Annotated in this window: 15 protein-coding genes; 7 read left to right on the top strand and 8 right to left on the bottom strand. The window is 57.9% G+C overall.

Features of this window, described 5'->3' with window-relative positions; genetic code table 11:
* Positions 1-109: 109 nt before the first annotated feature.
* Positions 110-1,066 (bottom strand): TAXI family TRAP transporter solute-binding subunit, encoded by a 957-nt coding sequence (locus ACWPM9_RS04425; protein WP_428187734.1) that lies wholly within the window; start codon positions 1,064-1,066, stop codon positions 110-112.
* Between the two features lie 660 nt (positions 1,067-1,726).
* On the opposite strand from ACWPM9_RS04425, the gene ACWPM9_RS04420 reads away from it, so the two are divergent.
* Together ACWPM9_RS04420 and ACWPM9_RS04415 are read left to right on the top strand one after the other, a co-directional pair.
* Complete coding sequence (locus tag ACWPM9_RS04420) at positions 1,727-2,722, top strand: P1 family peptidase (RefSeq protein ID WP_484756892.1); 996 nt, start codon at positions 1,727-1,729, stop codon at positions 2,720-2,722.
* Positions 2,723-2,816: 94 nt separating this feature from the next.
* Positions 2,817-3,992 (top strand): alpha-D-ribose 1-methylphosphonate 5-triphosphate diphosphatase, encoded by a 1,176-nt coding sequence (locus ACWPM9_RS04415; RefSeq protein ID WP_484756891.1) that lies wholly within the window; start codon positions 2,817-2,819, stop codon positions 3,990-3,992.
* A gap of 3 nt (positions 3,993-3,995) precedes the next feature.
* Here ACWPM9_RS04415 and ACWPM9_RS04410 read toward each other — a convergent pair whose 3' ends face one another.
* The 7 genes from ACWPM9_RS04410 to ACWPM9_RS04380 form a co-directional block, all read right to left on the bottom strand.
* Positions 3,996-4,745: an ABC transporter ATP-binding protein gene (locus ACWPM9_RS04410; protein WP_484756890.1), complete on the bottom strand. Its 750-nt coding sequence runs from the start codon at positions 4,743-4,745 to the stop codon at positions 3,996-3,998.
* Entirely contained in the window at positions 4,742-5,575 is an 834-nt protein-coding gene (locus ACWPM9_RS04405; protein WP_484756889.1) for an ABC transporter ATP-binding protein, read from the bottom strand. Before ACWPM9_RS04405 ends, ACWPM9_RS04410 begins: the two co-directional genes overlap by 4 nt.
* Positions 5,572-6,501 carry an ABC transporter permease gene (locus tag ACWPM9_RS04400; protein ID WP_428187729.1) on the bottom strand — a complete coding sequence of 310 codons (930 nt, stop codon included), beginning with the start codon at positions 6,499-6,501 and terminating at the stop codon, positions 5,572-5,574. The genes ACWPM9_RS04405 and ACWPM9_RS04400 overlap by 4 nt, the downstream gene beginning before the upstream one ends.
* Complete coding sequence (locus tag ACWPM9_RS04395; RefSeq protein ID WP_428187986.1) at positions 6,498-7,502, bottom strand: ABC transporter permease; 1,005 nt, start codon at positions 7,500-7,502, stop codon at positions 6,498-6,500. The genes ACWPM9_RS04400 and ACWPM9_RS04395 overlap by 4 nt, the downstream gene beginning before the upstream one ends.
* 81 nt (positions 7,503-7,583) lie before the next feature.
* Positions 7,584-9,224: an ABC transporter substrate-binding protein gene (locus tag ACWPM9_RS04390; RefSeq protein ID WP_484756888.1), complete on the bottom strand. Its 1,641-nt coding sequence runs from the start codon at positions 9,222-9,224 to the stop codon at positions 7,584-7,586.
* A gap of 49 nt (positions 9,225-9,273) precedes the next feature.
* Positions 9,274-10,326, bottom strand: coding sequence for a dipeptidase (locus ACWPM9_RS04385; protein WP_484756887.1), 1,053 nt, complete (start codon positions 10,324-10,326; stop codon positions 9,274-9,276).
* Between the two features lie 182 nt (positions 10,327-10,508).
* Positions 10,509-11,924 (bottom strand): amidase, encoded by a 1,416-nt coding sequence (locus ACWPM9_RS04380; RefSeq protein WP_484756886.1) that lies wholly within the window; start codon positions 11,922-11,924, stop codon positions 10,509-10,511.
* Positions 11,925-12,339: 415 nt separating this feature from the next.
* Here ACWPM9_RS04380 and ACWPM9_RS04375 point away from each other — a divergent pair, with 415 nt between their 5' ends.
* From ACWPM9_RS04375 to ACWPM9_RS04355, 5 genes are all read left to right on the top strand, one after another.
* The gene (locus tag ACWPM9_RS04375) at positions 12,340-13,437 is read left to right on the top strand and encodes an ABC transporter ATP-binding protein (protein WP_484756885.1); all 1,098 of its coding nucleotides are present in this window, start codon (positions 12,340-12,342) and stop codon (positions 13,435-13,437) included.
* Between the two features lie 2 nt (positions 13,438-13,439).
* Positions 13,440-14,363, top strand: a complete 924-nt coding sequence (locus tag ACWPM9_RS04370) for an ABC transporter permease (protein ID WP_428187724.1) — start codon at positions 13,440-13,442, stop codon at positions 14,361-14,363.
* Positions 14,356-15,159 carry an ABC transporter permease gene (locus ACWPM9_RS04365; protein ID WP_428187723.1) on the top strand — a complete coding sequence of 268 codons (804 nt, stop codon included), beginning with the start codon at positions 14,356-14,358 and terminating at the stop codon, positions 15,157-15,159. The genes ACWPM9_RS04370 and ACWPM9_RS04365 overlap by 8 nt, the downstream gene beginning before the upstream one ends.
* A gap of 41 nt (positions 15,160-15,200) precedes the next feature.
* A complete protein-coding gene (locus tag ACWPM9_RS04360) occupies positions 15,201-16,235 on the top strand; it encodes an ABC transporter substrate-binding protein (RefSeq protein WP_484756884.1) in 1,035 nt (344 codons plus the stop codon).
* A 74-nt stretch (positions 16,236-16,309) separates the two neighbouring features.
* Positions 16,310-17,494, top strand: a complete 1,185-nt coding sequence (locus tag ACWPM9_RS04355) for a serine hydrolase domain-containing protein (RefSeq protein ID WP_484756883.1) — start codon at positions 16,310-16,312, stop codon at positions 17,492-17,494.
* Positions 17,495-17,511 lie beyond the last annotated feature (17 nt).

The following is a 17,511-nucleotide window of genomic DNA, read 5'->3' as shown; positions in this document are numbered from 1 at the left end:
TTGTCGTGCGGCATGAGACGCTCCACTGAACCACAAATTCATCACCCGGCCGAAGAAGACGGACCGGGTCGAAAAAGGCCCGGCAAGAGCCGGGCCTGATCGGACGTCCTTAGAGGAGGCCCTTTTCCTTGTAGTAGCGCTCAGCACCGGGATGCAGCGGCACGGGCATGCCCTTGATGGCATTCTCAAGCTTGATCTGCGCAGCAGCCTTGTGAGCGGCTTCCATCTCCGGCAGGTTTTCAAACAGCTGCTTGGTCATCTCATAGGCGAGATCATCAGAGACATTCGTGCTGGAAACGAGGAAGTTGACGACAGCCACTGTCGGTACATCAGCATCCTGGCCCTGATACGTGCCAGCTGGAATGGTGGCGGCAATATAGGGAGCACCGAGTTTGGTGGCGATTTCTTCAGGCACCGAAACCACCTGGATGTCGACGGATGTCGCCAGATCCTTGATGGAAGCGACGCCAAGACCAGCGGACTGCAGTGTGGCATCGAGCTGACGATTCTTGATCAGTTCCACCGATTCCGCAAATGGCAGATATTCGGTCTTGGCAAGATCCTCATAGCTCATGCCGGCAGTCTCGAAAATCTTGCGGGCGTTAAGCTCCGTGCCGGACTTCGGCGCACCGACGGAAACGCTCTTGCCTTTCAGCTGATCGAGAGAGGTGATACCCGATTCCTTGGAAGCGACGATCTGGATATAGTTCGGATAGATCGCAGCAATGCCGCGCAATTTGTCCAGCGGTCCCTTGAAGCCCGCTTCGGTATCGCCTTCCCAGGCAAGCTTGACGCTATCGCCCAGTGCAAAACCGATCTCGCCCTTGCCCTGCTGCAGAAGGTTGAGGTTCTCGACCGATGCCTTGGTGGACTGGACCTGGGTGCGAACACCCTCGATCTTCTCACCGTAAATCTTGGAGAGTGCGGCGCCGAGCGGATAATAGACGCCGGATGTGCCTCCCGTCAGAACATTGATGAACTCATCAGCCTTGGCAGCCAATGGCGCGAGCGCAAGGCTGCTGACGGTGATGGCGGCAAAGGCCGCGCGTCCGAAAAATCGGGTCATGGAATTCCTCCTCTTGTCGGTGCGGTCCGCTCCCACGAAGCCCACCTCTTTGTGACAAGAAGCAATAAAAACCAATTGTGAATACAATGAAAGGTGCAAATTGTGCCAAGTTCCATCGACACGCCTTCAGGCCATGCGACGTTGGTCTAATACCTGCCTTAAAGCTTGGCCCAGAAGTTCATATGCTCCTCAACCGATACACCTCAGAGCAGCAAGAAGCGACTTGCGCCCGGTGTTGGCAGCGTCCACGGCCAGTCGCGCGACGCTCATCGCCGCCCACAACAATTCGGCACCGCGATCGCGCCCGCGTGTCGCAGAACATCGTTCACAAAACACCGGAAATAGAAAAGCCCGCCGCATCTCCTGATCCGCCAGGGACGCTAGAGTGATTTGCTACGTTCCGCAAGCAAAAAAGCCCGAACATTCATCACTACACTGTAATGCTCAAATAATGCGCAATAGCGCCCAACAGTTATTTACTTCAGGCTTCGAGGCTCGCGGTTCCACGCGTCAGTGGACGGATCCCAAATGCATCGGCTGGCGACGGATCGCCTGTAGTCCGGGCCATTCCAGTTCATTTATTGCCCAGGCCTCTCTCATTTATGTTCTGGGCAAAGAATCACGCTAGGGTCCCGGCCAACATTTGACGAAAGAGGCGCCATGACCCGTATGCTCAATCTCATAACCGACATCGACTGCCTATCTGTCGGCCATGCCACCGATCTCGCGCTTGGTTCCGGCGTCACGGTAATCGTATTCGATGAGCCGGCGACCGCATCCGGCTCCGTCCTTGGCGGCGCACCGGGCGGGCGCGAAACGGCACTTCTGGATCCGGCAATGACTGTTGAACAGGTCGATGCCTTCGTCCTCTCCGGAGGCTCGGCTTTCGGGCTGGATGCAGCAGGCGGGGTCCAGGCAGGCCTGCGCGAAATCGGTCGCGGCTATCCGGTCGGCCCCGTGCGCGTGCCGATCGTCCCGCAGGCAATCCTGATGGATCTGCTGAATGGCGGTGACAAGGACTGGGGCCTGCAATCCCCTTATCGCGACATGGGCTATGATGCCTTCAAGGCAGCGACCAAGGGCACATTTGCGTTGGGAACTGTGGGCGCTGGAACCGGCGCCACAACGGCAACGGTCAAGGGCGGGCTTGGGTCGGCGAGCGCATGCACCACCCGCGGGACCCACATCGCGGCGATCGTCGCCGTCAACGCCATGGGCTCACCCACCGTTGGCGAGGGGCCGCATTTCTGGTCGGCACCTTTTGAGCAGGAGAGCGAATTCGGTGGGCGCGGCCAACCGAATAAAGTCTCACCGTCCGACATCGCCCTACGGGCCAAGGGCGTCGATATCACGGCGACCACAATTGGCGCAGTCGTCACGGATGCAGTCCTGACCAAGGCGCAAACACATCGACTGTCGATCATGGCCCATGACGGACTTGCGCGCGCAATTCTGCCCGCGCACCTGCCGGCAGATGGCGACACTGTTTTCTCTGCAGCAACCGGAAAGCGCACTCTTGCCGATGCCGCGGAATTCATGGAACTCTGCCATCTCTCCACGATCGTCATGGCCCGCGCCATTGCCCGCGGAGTCTTCGAGGCGACGGCTCTTCCCAATGACACCGCCCAACCGGCATGGCGCGACCGCTTCGCCTGAAGGCGCGATCGTCGACATGGAACTGACATCAACCGGCGCTATCTGCCTGCATGATATCATCGCGAATTGAGAGCACTGCCGTAAAGGACGAGGAATGACGGGACAAGATCTGATCAGCGCCAGCGACCCGCTGGTGCTTGCCAATGCGAGGATCGTGCTTGCAGATCGCATGGAACACGGAAGTGTCGTTGTTCGCGGCGGCGCGATCGAGGCAATCGAGAAAACCGGCGACAAGGTCTCTGCGGGCGCGCTCGATCTCGGTGGCGATCACCTCATCCCCGGTCTCGTCGACATTCATACCGACCATTTTGAAAAGCACATTTTCCCGCGCTTTCACGTTCGCTGGGATTATGTCCGCGCAGCCCTCGCCCACGATGCGCAGATTATCGGCGGTGGCGTGACCACCGTGTTCGACAGTCTTGCGGTCGGCAATGCGGAAAGCGACAGCTACCGTTCCGAAATCCTGAAACCGATGATCGACGCGCTGGAGCGAGCCACCGCCGGCGGCATGCTCAGGGCGCAGCATTTCGTCCACCTTCGTTGCGAAGTCATCGACGAGAAGACACCGCAACTGATGGCGGAGGTGCTCGATAATGACCTGGTGAGAATCGCCTCAGTGATGGAGCATCTGCCAGGCATTCGGCAGACCCGCGACATTGACGGCTATATCGACAGGCTTGCCGACATTCGTCGCCAGAGCGTGGAGACGACACGCGAGCAGGTCATGAAAATGGTCGACGAGAAAAGCGAGATCGGTCGAAAGGTCCGCCCGCTGATCGTCGCCATGGCCAAGGCACGCGGACTGCCATTGCTCAGCCACGACGATACCGACATTGCCCATGTCGATCTGGCCGCAGATGAAGGCGTCGCCATTTCCGAATTTCCCTGTTCACTGGAGGCCGCCCGCGAAGCGAGGCTTCGTGGCATGGTCACTGTGGGCGGTGCGCCCAATATCCTGCGCGGCCAGTCGCAATCCGGCAATGTCGCGATGAAGACCCTGATGGCGGAAGGCCTGCTCGACATCCTTGCCTCCGACTATGTGCCACGCTCCATGCTGGACGCCGCCTTCGTGATTGCCGAAAGCGGCGCGTTCACCGAAGACCTGCCGGCCGCGATCCGAATGGTGGCCAAGGCCCCGGCAGAGGCGGCAGGCCTGATGGACCGCGGTGAGATCGTTGAAGGTCGCCGGGCCGATCTCGTGCATATCGGCCTCTTCGAAGGACATCCCTTCCCAAAGATGATCTGGCGCGAGGGGCTGAGAGTGGCCTGACGCTCAGACCCGTTTGAAGCCCTCGCTGGCGATCATCAATTCCCGCGTATAATCGGTTGCAAATTCGCGGCGCGGCAGAGCATCGGCACTCAGCGTCTCCACCACCTTGCCATGCTGCATGACCGCCAGCCGCTCGCACATATGGCTGATCACCGCCAGATCGTGGCTGACCATGACGAAGGTCAGCCCCCGATCCTTGCGCGCCTGCTCAAGCAGGTTGAGGATCTCTGCCTGGATCGAGGCATCGAGCGCCGATGTCGGCTCGTCCAGCAACAGGATCTTCGGCTCGACGATCAGCGCGCGCGCAACGGCAATGCGCTGGCGTTGGCCGCCGGATAGCTGGTGCGAATAACGAAAGCGGAAACCGGAGCCCAGTCCCACCTCGTCCAGCGCCCGTGCAATGCGCGCCTCGCTGTCCGCAAAACCGTGGATCTTCAAAGGCTCCAGCAATAACCGGTCGACCGTCTGACGCGGATGCAAGGACCCGTAAGGATCCTGAAACACCATCTGTACGGTCCGGAAAAACTCCTTGTCGCGCCGATGCCCCGAGAAACGACGACCGTCAACTTCAAGCGTTCCGCTGTCGAAAGAATTGAGCCCGGTCACGGCACGCAGCAGCGTCGATTTGCCCGATCCGGATTCGCCGACGATACCGAAGGATTCGCCGGTGGCAATATCGAAGCTCACCTCGTCGAGCGCCCGGTATTCATCGAAGGTCACAACCATGTCACGGATAGAAAGGGCTTTGGTCATTCGGCCCACTCCGCCTGACGTTCCAGCACCGGAAGCGGATGCCGATCGCCGCCGATACTTGGCAGACAGTTCAACAGTCCGCGCGTGTAGGGATGCTTGGCTTGCGACAAGTCGGAGGCTTTCAACTCCTCCACCACATGGCCGGCATACATGACCAGAACCCGATCGCAGAAGGAGGAGACAAGACGCAGATCATGAGAGATGAAGATCAAACCCATACCCCGCTCGGACACCAGCTTGTCGAGAACATCCAGCACTTCAAGTTGCACGGTCACGTCGAGCGCCGATGTCGGCTCGTCGGCGATCAGAAGCTCCGGCCCGCAGACCAGCATCATGGCGATCATGGCGCGCTGCCCCATGCCGCCGGAGACCTCGTGCGGGTATAGATCAAACACCCTTTCGGGGTCGCGGATCTGCACGGCCTCAAGCATCGCAAGCGCACGCTCACGCGCTTGCCGCTTGCCGATCTTCTCATGCGTCCTCAAGGTCTCGACGATCTGGCGACCGATACTCATCACCGGATTGAGCGAATATTTCGGGTCTTGAAGGATCATGGCAATCTGGCGTCCGCGCAGTGCACGACGTTCCCCAGGCGACGCGGCCAGAAGATCGGTTGTGCCCAGATGCAGCCTGTCGGCGGAGATGCGCGCGTGTTCCGGCGTAAGCCCCATGATCGCACGCCCGGTCTGCGACTTGCCGGAGCCGCTTTCTCCAACAATGCCTAAACGTTCCTTGCCAAGCGTAAAACTCACGCCGCGCACGGCCTCGACGACCCCTGTCCGGGTAGGAAAGGCGACCTTCAGATTGTCGACGGTCAGAAGCGGCGTCATTGGCCGGCCTCCTTCGGATCGAGCGCATCGCGAAGGCCATCGCCCAGAAGGTTGAAGCCGAGGCTGACGATCAGGATGGCAACGCCCGGAGCAGCAGCCACCCACCACTGGTCGAGAATAAAACGACGACCATCGGCAATCATCGCACCCCATTCGGGAAGTGGCGGTTGAGCGCCCAGCCCCAGAAAGCCGAGCCCTGCCGCTGTCAGAATAATGCCCGCCATGTCGAGCGTGACGCGCACGATCAGCGAGGAGATGCAAAGCGGCATGATATGCGACACGACGATCCGAAGCGGCGATGCCCCCATCAACCGAACGGCGGCAATATAGTCCGAATTGCGAAAGGTCATTGTCTCGGCCCGGGCGATACGGGCATAGGGCGGCCAGGACGTAACGGCGATGGCCAAAATGGCATTCTCGATGCCGGGACCAAGCGCTGCCACCAATGCCAGCGCCAGAACCAGCTTGGGGAAGGCAAGAAAGATATCGGTGATGCGCATCAACACCGCATCTAGCCATCCGCCTGCATATCCCGAGACCGTACCGACCAGAAGGCCGATCGGCGCGGCAATGATCGCCACCAGCGCCACAACCATCAATGTCAGTCGCGACCCATGGATCAGGCGAGAGAGAATGTCTCTGCCCTGCCCGTCGGTGCCAAGCCAATAGGTTTCATTGGGCGCAAGCAGACGTGCGTTTTTCAGATCACCGGTGACCGGCGAAAACGGCGACAAAAAATCAGCAAAGGCCGCAATGAATATCAGCCCAAGCAGGATGAAAAGGCCGACAACGGCAAGCTTGTTGGCAGAGAACTGCCGCCAGATGACATAGATACGTCCAAGCTTCGCCTGCCGTCGCGACTGCGGACGGTCGGACAGCAACCAGTCACGCAGGCCCTGTTTTTCGATCGAAGCTACTGGGCTCATCGGCTCTTCGTCCTCGGGTCAAGTGTGCGGTAGATAAGGTCAGTGAAAATGTTGATGGCGATGAACACAGAGCCCACCACGATCGTGCCGCCGAGCACCGCATTCATATCGGCATTCTGCAGCGAGTTGGTGATGTAGAGCCCAAGCCCCGGCCAGGAGAAGATGGTTTCGGTCAGGACCGATCCCTCCAGTAGACCGGCATAGGACAGAGCAATCACGGTCACCAGCGGCACCGCCGCGTTTCTGAGCGCGTGGAACCATATGATGCGGGTTTCCGACAGGCCCTTGGCGCGCGCTGCCACGATATATTCCTGGCTCAACTCGTTGAGCATGAAACTGCGGGTCATACGGCTGATATAGGCAAGCGAGAAATAGCCGAGCAATCCGGCCGGCAGAATGATGTGGCGCATCAGATCGCGAAACACATCCCACTCGCCCTGCCAGAGCGCATCGAAAAGGTAGAAGCCGGAATTGGGCGTGAAGGTGTATTCGTAGACGATATCGATACGTCCGGGATAGGCGACCCAGTGCAATCGGGCGTAAAACAGCACCAGAGCGATCAGGCCAAGCCAGAAGATCGGCACCGAATAGCCGATCAGCCCGATGATACGGACGATCTGGTCGACAAGGCTACCACGCTTGACCGCAGCCAGCACACCCAGAGGAACACCGATGAAGGAGCCAATCAGCGTGCCGAGCGTGGCAAGCTCGATCGTCGCTGGAAAGACCCGCCGGATATCCTCCATCACCGGATGAGTGGTGAGCACAGAAGTTCCAAAATCGCCTGTCAGCGCCTTGCTCACATAGATGTAAAACTGCTGATAGAGCGGCAGATCGAGGCCAAGTTCGGCGCGCACCCGCGCATAGGCAGAGGCCGGCGCTCGGTCGCCAAGCATCGCGAGCACCGGATCGATTGGAATGATGCGACCGATAAAGAAGGTCACGGCCAGTAGCCCGAGATAAGTGGTCACGATCGTGACCACGAATCCCAGCACCGGCATGGCATAGGCCGAAGCGCGCCGACTAATGCGCCGCGCTCCGATTTGGGGTTCTACGGAAGCCAACGAACTATTCCGATTCCACTATTCCTTGCTGACGGGTGCAAGGAAGTTGGTATCGAATGTCGGACCGAGCTTGTAGCCGGAAACCTTGGCGCGGTAGGCCGCGACTTCCGTTTCCTGCCACATGATGACGAAGGGGCCGGTATCCAGAACTGTCTTCTGCAGCTCTTCATACATGGCCTTGCGCTTGGCAGTATCCTTTTCGAGAAGCGCTGCCTGCGTCTTCGTGGTCAGTTCCGGAATATCCCACGCATTGCGCCACGCCAGCGTCTTTGTCATCGTCTCGTCGCTGTTGTCGAGGTTGGCGGCAAAGGTATCGGCATTGGAATTCGGATCCCAGTAGTCTGTGCCCCACTGACCGATATAGATGTCGTGGTTGCGGGCACGGTACTTGGTCAGCGTCTGCTTGCCGTCGCCCGGAATAATCTCGAGCTTGACGCCACCTTCTGCGAAGGACTGCTGAAGCGCCTCACCGACAACGCTGACCGGTGGCGTATTGCGCACATCCATGGTGATGGAAAAGCCATCGGGGTAGCCTGCCTTGGCAAGCAGTTCCTTCGCCTTGGCCGGATCGAATGTGTAGGGTTTCTCGTCAAGGGAACCGAACATGCCGGATGGCAGGAAAGTCTGGTGGATCGTGCCGATCGACTTGATCAGCGTGGTGCTGAGCGCATCGTAGTCGACCAGATATTTCATGGCCTCGCGCACTTCGGGCTTGGCCAGAATTTCGTTCTTCTGGTTGAGGCTGAAATAGTACACCGTCCCCTTGGCCGCCGATGCCGTCTTGATATCGGCATTGGAGGAGACGGCATCGATATCCTGCGGCTGCAGCTTGCGGGCAACGTCGATGTCGCCGGCTTCGAGCGCAAGACGCTCACCCGAGCTCTCAGGCATATGGCGATAGATCACATGCTCCAGAGCTGGCGCATCGCCGAAATAATTGTCGTTGCGGTCCAGCAGGATCACTTCATTGGCGCGCCATGCGCGGATCGCAAATGGCCCGGACCCAGCATAATTGGTCTTCAGCCAGTTATTGCCGAAGTCGTTGTCGAATTTATATTCGTCGCTGGGTGTGACCGACTCCACATGTTCCATGACAAGGGTCTTGTCCACCACGGAGGCAACGGAAGCCGTCAGGCAGTTCAAGACGAAGCTCGGCGCATAGGCCTTGTCCGTGGTGAAAGAGAAGGTCATCGGATCGCTGGCCTTGGCCATATCCGTAACATTGTCACCGGTCAGGCCGAACTGCTGCAGAATGAAGGCCGGGTTCTTGTTGAGCTTGACGGCGCGCTCGAAAGACCAAGCCACATCCTCTGCCGTGATCGGATTTCCCGAGGCAAATTTCAGGTCGGGCTTGATCTTGAATGTAAAGGTCTTGCCGTCATCCGACACCGTCCAGCTTTCGGCAATCGTCGGCAGAACCTCGGATGTGTTCTCGGTGTTGAGGCTGATCAGCGTATTATAGGTGTTGCCGGTAATCTCTCCGGTTGTGAGCTCGAAGGCTTCGCCCGGATCGAGCGTGATCACGTCGTCGATGGCCCATGCGATCACCAGCGTATTTTGTGGTGTTTCCGCAAAGGCGGCCGGAGCCGACGCGAGCAGTACGGCCAGAGCCGCGCTGGTTGCAAGCATCTTTACGCGTTTGTTGAGCATCATAGTCATGGTCTTTGTTCCCCTTTTTTATTGGTTGAGACCTTTACGTTCGCCCACACTATTCGTGCCAGGCAGAACTCAAGACACGGAGCCAGTTTTCCCGGCAGATCTTCCTTAAGTCGTCGTCACGGTAGCCAGCGTCTTGCAGCGCGGTAACCAGATTCTGATTGCCGCTGGCATCTGTAATTCCTTCGGGAATTGTTGCTCCGTCGAAATCGGAGCCAAGCGCCACACAATCGATTCCCACATGCTCGACCAGATAGTCGATATGGCGGATCATGTCGGAGATCGGCGTCTGCGCCTTGTCCAGACCATCCGCGCGCAGCATCGTGACGGCATAGTTGAGACCGACAAGGCCGCGGCTTTCACGGATTGCATCAAGCTGCTTGTCGGTGAGGTTGCGTGCCACCGGCGTCAACGCATGGGCGTTGGAGTGACTGGCGATCAATGGTTGGTCGCTGGTCTTGGCAACGTCCCAGAAGCCTTTTTCGGTAATATGTGCCAGATCGACCAGAATACCGAGACGGTTGCAGGCCTTGACCAGTTCGAACCCGGCCTCCGTCAGACCCGGGCCGGTATCCGGCGACATGGGATAGGCAAACGGCACGCCATGGCCGAAAATGTTATTGCGGCTCCAGACAGGTCCGAGTGAGCGCAGGCCGGCGGCATAGAAAATGTCGAGCGTCGACAAATCCTTGTCCAGCGCCTCGCAGCCTTCCATGTGCATGACAGCTGCAAACACGCCGTCCTCCATGGCGGCACGGATATCGGCGGTTGACGTGCAAAGCCGCCAAGCGCCGGCCCTGGCGAGACGAAGGGCAATCGAGGCCATATCGAGCGCGATATCGAGAGACTGCGCGCGATGAAGCGGCGCATCGAGCGGCGTCACATAGTGGCCTTGCGCGTCCGGCTCCGTCAGCGCAAAGTCGCTCATCGAAGGAATGTAGATGGCACATAGGCCGCCGGCCAGACCACCTTCCGCTGCACGCAACTTGTCGATATGGCCGTGATTGGCACCTTGCGAGAACTCGCGAACGGCATCGCCCCCGCCCTGCTCCCCTCTCCACAGCCGCAAAAGAACATCATTGTGGCCGTCGAATACCAATTCCATATGCATTTCCTGAAGCAGCACCCTGGTTCTTTATAATCGAGAACGCCGGCACCACTGATCGTGTGAGAAGTCTCCTCCGGTGGAGACACGATGCCAGCCTAGAGCCAAACGAGATTTGGTTTCAAGCGCAATTTTAGGCACTGCTCAAATCGATGGCAGCGCGCAATCTTGTCGTGACACACTCAAAACGGCGTATGCTGCAACCAATCCGTTTCCGCTTCGTAAGCACGCGCCAGGCGTAGAACCTGGGCATCGGCTCGGGGTGGCCCGATGATCTGGATCCCCGCCGGAAGTCCAGCTGGATTAAAGCCAGCCGGCATTGCGGCAACGGGCAGGCCAACCATACTCGGACCTATCACCACCTCCATCCAGCGATGATAGGTATCCATGTGGCGTCCATCGATCTCTCGAGGCCAGGGAATATCCGCATCGAACGGAAACACCTGCGCGGACGGAAGGACCAGTGCGTCATACCGGTCGAACAGCGACAGAAGCGCAGCATACCACGCACTGCGGATACGTGATGCCTCTTGAACTTCGGACGCTGTGACCTTGAGACCGTTCCTGATTTCCCAATGCACCTCGGCCTTCATCTGTGCACGTTCAGACGGATTGTCATATTGCGCCTGAAGACTGCCAGCCGTGAGCCAGCTTCTAAGCGTGATCCACGCCCACCAAAGCCGATCCATGGAGAAGTCCGGCAACGCGTCTTGTACATTCATGCCGAGCTTTTCGAACACCGGAAGTGACGAACGGCAGACATCGAGCACGCCCGGCTCAAACGGCAGATAGCCGCCGAAATCGCCGAGCCAGGCAACGCGTCCGCCTCTGCGCAGAGGTTTATCGAGATCGAATGCTTCCAGCGGCAGCGACAGTGGATCGCGCCGATCATAGCCCGCCTGCGTTTGCAAAAACCGCGCAACATCGGACACGCTGCGACCCATGGGACCAGCGGTCGCCAACTGACCGAGAAACAGTTCAGCCCCTGGCCCCGAGGGAACCCGCCCGAAACTTGGGCGAAAGCCGACGACATTGTTGAAGGCGGCAGGATTGCGAAGCGACCCCATCATATCCGAGCCATCGGCCACAGGAACCAGTCGTGCTGCAAGTGCTGCACCGGCACCGCCGGACGATCCGCCAGCACTCTTGCTGACGTCATAGGGGTTGCGCGTGACACCAAAGATCGGATTGTAGGAATGCGAGCCGAAACCCCATTCCGGTGTGTTGGTCTTGCCGATCACGATTGCCCCGGCCGCCTTGATGCGCTCGACGTGGATATCATCGAAATCCGGCACATAATCCTTAAACAGCGGCGATCCATAGGTGCAGCGGATGCCTTTGGCCTCGCTCAGATCCTTGATCGCGACCGGAAAGCCATGCATCCAGCCGCGTGACTTGCCAGCATCCAGTTCCCCGTCGCGGGCGCGCGCCTCCTCCATTAACTCGGCTTCGCGGCGCAGGCTGACAATGGCATTGATCCCAGGGTTGATCGCGGCAATCCGCGCCAGATAAGCCTCCATGACCGTGGTGCAGGAGAGCTTTCCCGCATGAATATCGGCGGACAACTGTCCGGCATTAAGTGTTGTCAGGTCTGTCACGCTGCAATTCCCGATTGGATGAACGCGGACCGCGTCGCTCGCAAGTGCTGAAAAATCTGATACAAGTTGAAGATCCTCATCGCTTTTCGTCAAGCGCATAACGCCGCTGAACCTGCATGCTTGGCTGATGATGCGCTAATTTGCCGAGAGCGAAAATAAAAAATGGTCAAACGACCAATTATGAGGCAACATGGGTTCAAAGAGACATTTGAACACGACAACCCAAGTGCACGCGACATAGAATAAGGTACAGAAATTATTCTCCTTTTACTGAAATTGCATAAAATGACAGCGGAGACGAAAAGTCATATGCGTGCGTGGCATGGTAATTGCGTTTTGATGGAGACAACAGCAATTGCAGTGTGAATGACTGACCAGTTGAGTGGCCGAACACAATAAAGACCGGGGAAAAATCTTGGGTGAAAATCAGGGACAAACGGCAATCGAAATTCGCGGCGTAAGCCGCGTTTACGGAGCCGGAGAATTCAAGGTCACCGCTCTGGGCGGCGTCGATCTGGATATCGCGGAGAATGAGTTTTTCACACTGCTGGGCCCCTCCGGCTGCGGCAAGACGACATTGCTGCGACTGATCGCGGGCTTCGATTTTCCGACAGATGGAGAGATTCGCCTGCATGGCGAAGACATCGCAACGCTTCCGCCGTTCAAGCGTCCGGTCAATACGGTCTTCCAGTCCTACGCACTTTTCCCGCATATGACAGTTGCACAAAATATCAGCTTCGGCCTGGAAATGCTCGGCAAACCCAAAGCGGAGATCAAGGCCCGCGTCGAAGAGATGCTGGAACTCGTCCACATGACCGCGATGCGTGACCGCAAGGTCGACCAGCTATCGGGCGGCCAACAGCAACGCGTGGCACTTGCTCGCGCACTGGCACCCAAGCCAAAGGTACTGCTGCTCGACGAGCCGCTCTCGGCGCTCGACTACAAGCTGCGCAAGGAAATGCAGATCGAACTGAAACGCGTTCAGTCCGAAACCGGCATCACCTTCATCTTCGTGACCCACGATCAGGAAGAAGCACTGACCATGTCCGACCGCATTGCGGTCATGTCCAATGGCGAAGTGCGACAGGTCGGCACCGCACGCGAAATCTACGACCGTCCGTCGGATCGCTTTGTCGCGGATTTCATCGGGGAATCCAATCTGATTGAGGGCCAGATCCAGTCTTCAAACGATGTGACCGCTCATGTGAAGCTGGAAAATGGTGCCTTGATCGAGGCGAGCCTTCCGCAAGGCGGCAAAGCATCAGGTAAGGTCACCATCGTCATCCGCCCGGAACATGCAAGCCTTGGCGAACCCGGCAGCGGCAGCTTCGATGGCGTGCTGGAACAGGCAATCTATTTCGGCACAGACACCCATTTTCACGTCCGGCTCGACAGCGGCACTGAATTCGTGGTGCGCGAGCAGAATATGCGCAGCGGTTCGGCGCTTCATAAGCCGGGCACGAAGATCGCCATCATACTCGGCCCGAATGCGGCCCAGATCTTGAAGGATTGATCATGAGTGGTGCCCAGGAAGTCGCAGAAGCGGCCCAGAAAAGAGAAATTCGAAACCGCTGGTTTTTGAGTGCGCCCGCGCTTGTCATCATTCTGATTGCCGCTGTCGGTCCGCTCTTCGTGATGCTGCTTTATTCGTTCATGCTCAAAGGCGACTACGGCGAAGTGCAGTTTGGGCATTTCTCGCTCGATGGCTGGACATCGGTTCTGTTCCAGCGCGACATCTTCGACGACACTCTAGGCTTGGCTGACGCCCACCTTTCGATCATCTGGCGCTCGATCAAACTGTCACTACTCACCACCATCCTGACACTGATCCTTGGCTTTCCGACGGCCTATTTCATCGCGACACGTCCGCCAAGCAACCGCGAGGTCTGGGTCTTCCTGGTCACGATCCCGTTCTGGACCAATCTTCTGATCCGCACCTTCGCAATGCAGCAGATCATCCGCAATGGCGGCCTGTTGAACAATGCGCTGATGTGGCTCGGGGTGATCGATAGCCCGCTCCAGATCATGTACACCGACACAGCCAATCTGCTCGGCATGACCTATGTCTATCTGCCCCTGATGGTCCTCCCGCTTTATGCATCCATCGAGAAGCTTGATTTCCGACTGATCGAGGCCGGCTATGACCTCTATGCCAACCGGCTTCAGGTTTTGCGCCGGATCACAATCCCATTGGTCAAACCGGGCCTGATCGCAGGCTCAATCCTGGTGTTCATTCCCTCGCTCGGCGCTTATGTCATTCCGCGCGTCCTGGGCGGCGGCAAGAACATGATGCTGGGCAACTTGATCGAGCTTCAGTTCGGTGCCGGTCGCAACTGGCCGCTGGGCGCTGCCATTTCAATCACGCTGATGGTTCTCGTCACGATTGCACTGCTGTTCTATGTGCGAAATGCCTCGCGCTCGGGAGCAGGTCATGCGTAGGAAAAACTTCGACATCCGCACCCAGCCGGGCTTTGCTTTCATCGCGATTTTCACCTTCTTTGCGCTCTATCTGCCGATTATCGCCCTGGTGGTGTACTCGTTCAATGGAGCGGAATCGCTGTCGGAATGGAATGGCTTTTCAATGCGCTGGTTCGTTTCCGCCTGGAACAACAGCGCTGTACAGGATGCAGCAATTCGCTCGCTGATCGTCGCGGTCTGGGCTGCTGCTCTGGCCACTGCGGCCGCGACCATGGCAGCCTTGGCGACCACCCGCACCGGGCCCTATCGCGGCCTCACATTCAAATATGCGATCATCAACCAGCCGCTGATGGTGCCGGAAATCGTCACAGCCGTGGCCCTCCTGATCGTCTTTTCACGCATCAAGGTCTGGACGGGCTATTCCGGTCTTGGCTACCTGGTCCTTGCGCATACAGCATTCTGTATTCCATTTGCCTATCTGCCCATCCGGGCGCGACTGGAAAGCATGGACCTGACGCTGGAGCGCGCCGCCGCAGACCTTTACGCAACGCCTTGGGCAGCTTTCAGACGCGTTACACTGCCTTTGCTGCGTCCGGCCATGATTGCGGGTTTCATGCTGGCCTTCGTCACCTCACTGGACGACGTGGTCATTACGGAATTCGTCAAATCAGGCGGTCAAGACACATTGCCGACCTATATGCTGGGACAGCTGAGACGCGAGACAACTCCGGAGATCAACGCCATAGCCACAGTCTTCCTGGCGCTCTCGGTCTTGCTCGTGGTGCTGCTGTTTTTCATCAATAGGCGAAAGCAATAACGAGATCCAAATCTGAACAACAGAGGGAACGGAGAATGACAATGAAATGGATGACAACAACGGCAACCGCGGCGATCATCGCCATGGGATTTGCAGGAAATGCCTTCGCAGCCGGCGACCTGAACATCTTCAACTGGGGTGACTATACCAATCCCGAGTTGATCAAGAAGTTCGAGAAGGAATTCGACGTCAAGGTCACCGTCACGGACTACGACTCGAACGACACGGCACTGTCCAAGGTTCGTGCCGGCGGCAGCGGCTTCGACATCGTCGTGCCTTCTGCCAACTACGTTCCGATCTGGGTGAAAGAAGGCCTGCTGCTTGAAGCCCGCCCTGACCAGATGGAAAACTTCAAAAACGTTGACGAGCGCTGGGTCGACGTCGCCTGGGATCCAGGTCGTCACTACACGGTTCCCTGGCAGTGGGGTCTCACCGGTATCGGCGTCAACACATCCGTCTACAAGGGTGACATCAACACGTCGGCAATCTTCCTCGACCCACCTGAAGAACTCGTGGGCAAGATCAACGTAGCGCCCGAGATGAACGACGTTCTCTTCGCCACGATCAAATATCTCGGCGGCGACTGGTGCACGGTGGACAAGGACCTGCTGCGCAAGGTTCGCGACAAGCTGGTCGAAGCGAAGACAAAGTGGCTCGCCATGGACTACAGCGTCACCGAGAAACTGCCAACCGGTGAATATGACGCCGTCTACTATTGGAACGGCGCGATCATGCGCTCGCGCGAGAAGAACCCGGACATCAAGTTCGGCTACCCCAAGGAAGGCTTCCCATATTTCATGGATAGCGTTGCCATCCTCAAGGACGCCAAGAACGTTGAAAATGCCAAGCTGTTCATGAATTTCATCATGGCACCGGAAAACGCGGCGCTTATTTCGGACTTCGCGAAATATTCGAACGGCATCAAGGGCTCCGCAGAATTCATGCCGGCAGAAATGCGCGATGCACCCGAATTGAATGTTCCCGACGAATACAAGGACGCTGGCGAGTTTCTCACGAGCTGCGAACCTCAGGTTCAGGAACTCTACACAAAGATCTGGACCGAACTGCAGAAGTAATCGGCCCCGACCATTCCACAAACAGCGAGCGGGAGGGCATCTACGCCCTCCCGCAGCATATTTGCGCGGCCATCATGACAGATTTCAAAACACGCTTCGGCTTTGAGAGGGGGGATGTGAACATCTCCAATTGGCGCAGCCATCCTTTCAGCCAATGGTCTTTTCAGAACTTTCGCGAGATGGTCCCGACATCCGCAATTTCCTGCATGCAGGAACTGGGGGAAACAGAGCTCGCGTCCTCACCCTTTCTGGATGAACCACTCCAAACCGGTCTTGCCGAAGCAGCAACGCCGCGCGCCTTTCTCGATTATGCCCATACCGATGCCTTCGTCTTGATAAAATCCGGGCGGATCGTCGCCGAACACTATGCGCCGCATGCCGGCGTCAATGAGAAGCACATCGTCTTTTCAATTTCCAAATCGCTGACGGCCATTCTTTGCGGAATATTGGAGGCTCAAGGTGTCGTAGACCCCGCCTGCCCCGTCGCCGATTATCTGCCTGAGGCAAAAAACTCAGCCTATGCCGATTGCAGTGTGCGTGATGTTCTGGACATGCGCGTGAGCCTCGATTTCGAGGAAGCCTATCTGGACAAGACCGGCGCCTTTGCCCGTTATCGCCGCTCTACTTTGTGGAACCCCGCTGAAACAGGTCTGGCAACGGAAACGTTGCAGGAATTTCTAATGAACATGAAGAAAGCCGATCGCCCCCATGGCGGTCGCTTCTTCTATGCATCCCCCAATTCCGATCTGCTCGGTCTCCTGATCGAGCAGGCATCCGGCAAACGCTATGCAGATCTCTTTTCCGAACTCCTTTGGAAACCGCTCGGCGCGCGCAATCATGCCTTCATCAGCGTCGACGGTGCTGGAACGGCCAGAGCGGCTGGCGGCGTCTGCGTCACCGCACGCGATCTAGCCCGGGTCGGGCAATTGCTTCTGGATGATGGCGTCTCAGCTATCACAGGCCAACAGGTCATACCCGCTGAATGGATCCTCGACATGCGCAAGGCGGGAGACGCGGAGGCCTGGCGGCAGGCAAAGCCGACTTTCCTGCCGAACGGGCGCTATCGAAGCCAATGGTATCAGTCAGGCGAAGCGGACGGCGCTTTTTGTGCCATCGGCATTCATGGCCAATGGCTCTATGTCGATCCGTCCGCGCAGACAGTCATCGTGAAACTGTCATCGCAGCCAAATCCGCTCGACGACGAACTCAAACAAGACAATTTCGCCTTCTTCCGGGCGGTCAGCAACGCCACAATCTGACAGCCGGCATTTTACGG

This window comes from Agrobacterium sp. H141, assembly GCF_057158725.1.
The sequence above is the reverse complement of the archived record's forward strand: the minus strand, read 5'-3'. Positions and strand labels throughout refer to the sequence as shown.

Bases quoted from the DNA above. Each gene is read 5' to 3' on its own strand.
- ACWPM9_RS04425 (WP_428187734.1), bottom strand. From the start codon at position 1,066: ATGACCCGATTTTTCGGACGCGCGGCCTTTGCCGCCATCACCGTCAGC.
- ACWPM9_RS04420 (WP_484756892.1), top strand. From the start codon at position 1,727: ATGACCCGTATGCTCAATCTCATAACCGACATCGACTGCCTATCTGTC.
- ACWPM9_RS04415 (WP_484756891.1), top strand. From the start codon at position 2,817: ATGACGGGACAAGATCTGATCAGCGCCAGCGACCCGCTGGTGCTTGCC.
- ACWPM9_RS04410 (WP_484756890.1), bottom strand. From the start codon at position 4,745: ATGACCAAAGCCCTTTCTATCCGTGACATGGTTGTGACCTTCGATGAA.
- ACWPM9_RS04405 (WP_484756889.1), bottom strand. From the start codon at position 5,575: ATGACGCCGCTTCTGACCGTCGACAATCTGAAGGTCGCCTTTCCTACC.
- ACWPM9_RS04400 (WP_428187729.1), bottom strand. From the start codon at position 6,501: ATGAGCCCAGTAGCTTCGATCGAAAAACAGGGCCTGCGTGACTGGTTG.
- ACWPM9_RS04395 (WP_428187986.1), bottom strand. From the start codon at position 7,502: ATGCCGGTGCTGGGATTCGTGGTCACGATCGTGACCACTTATCTCGGG.
- ACWPM9_RS04390 (WP_484756888.1), bottom strand. From the start codon at position 9,224: ATGACTATGATGCTCAACAAACGCGTAAAGATGCTTGCAACCAGCGCG.
- ACWPM9_RS04385 (WP_484756887.1), bottom strand. From the start codon at position 10,326: ATGGAATTGGTATTCGACGGCCACAATGATGTTCTTTTGCGGCTGTGG.
- ACWPM9_RS04370 (WP_428187724.1), top strand. From the start codon at position 13,440: ATGAGTGGTGCCCAGGAAGTCGCAGAAGCGGCCCAGAAAAGAGAAATT.
- ACWPM9_RS04365 (WP_428187723.1), top strand. From the start codon at position 14,356: ATGCGTAGGAAAAACTTCGACATCCGCACCCAGCCGGGCTTTGCTTTC.
- ACWPM9_RS04360 (WP_484756884.1), top strand. From the start codon at position 15,201: ATGAAATGGATGACAACAACGGCAACCGCGGCGATCATCGCCATGGGA.
- ACWPM9_RS04355 (WP_484756883.1), top strand. From the start codon at position 16,310: ATGACAGATTTCAAAACACGCTTCGGCTTTGAGAGGGGGGATGTGAAC.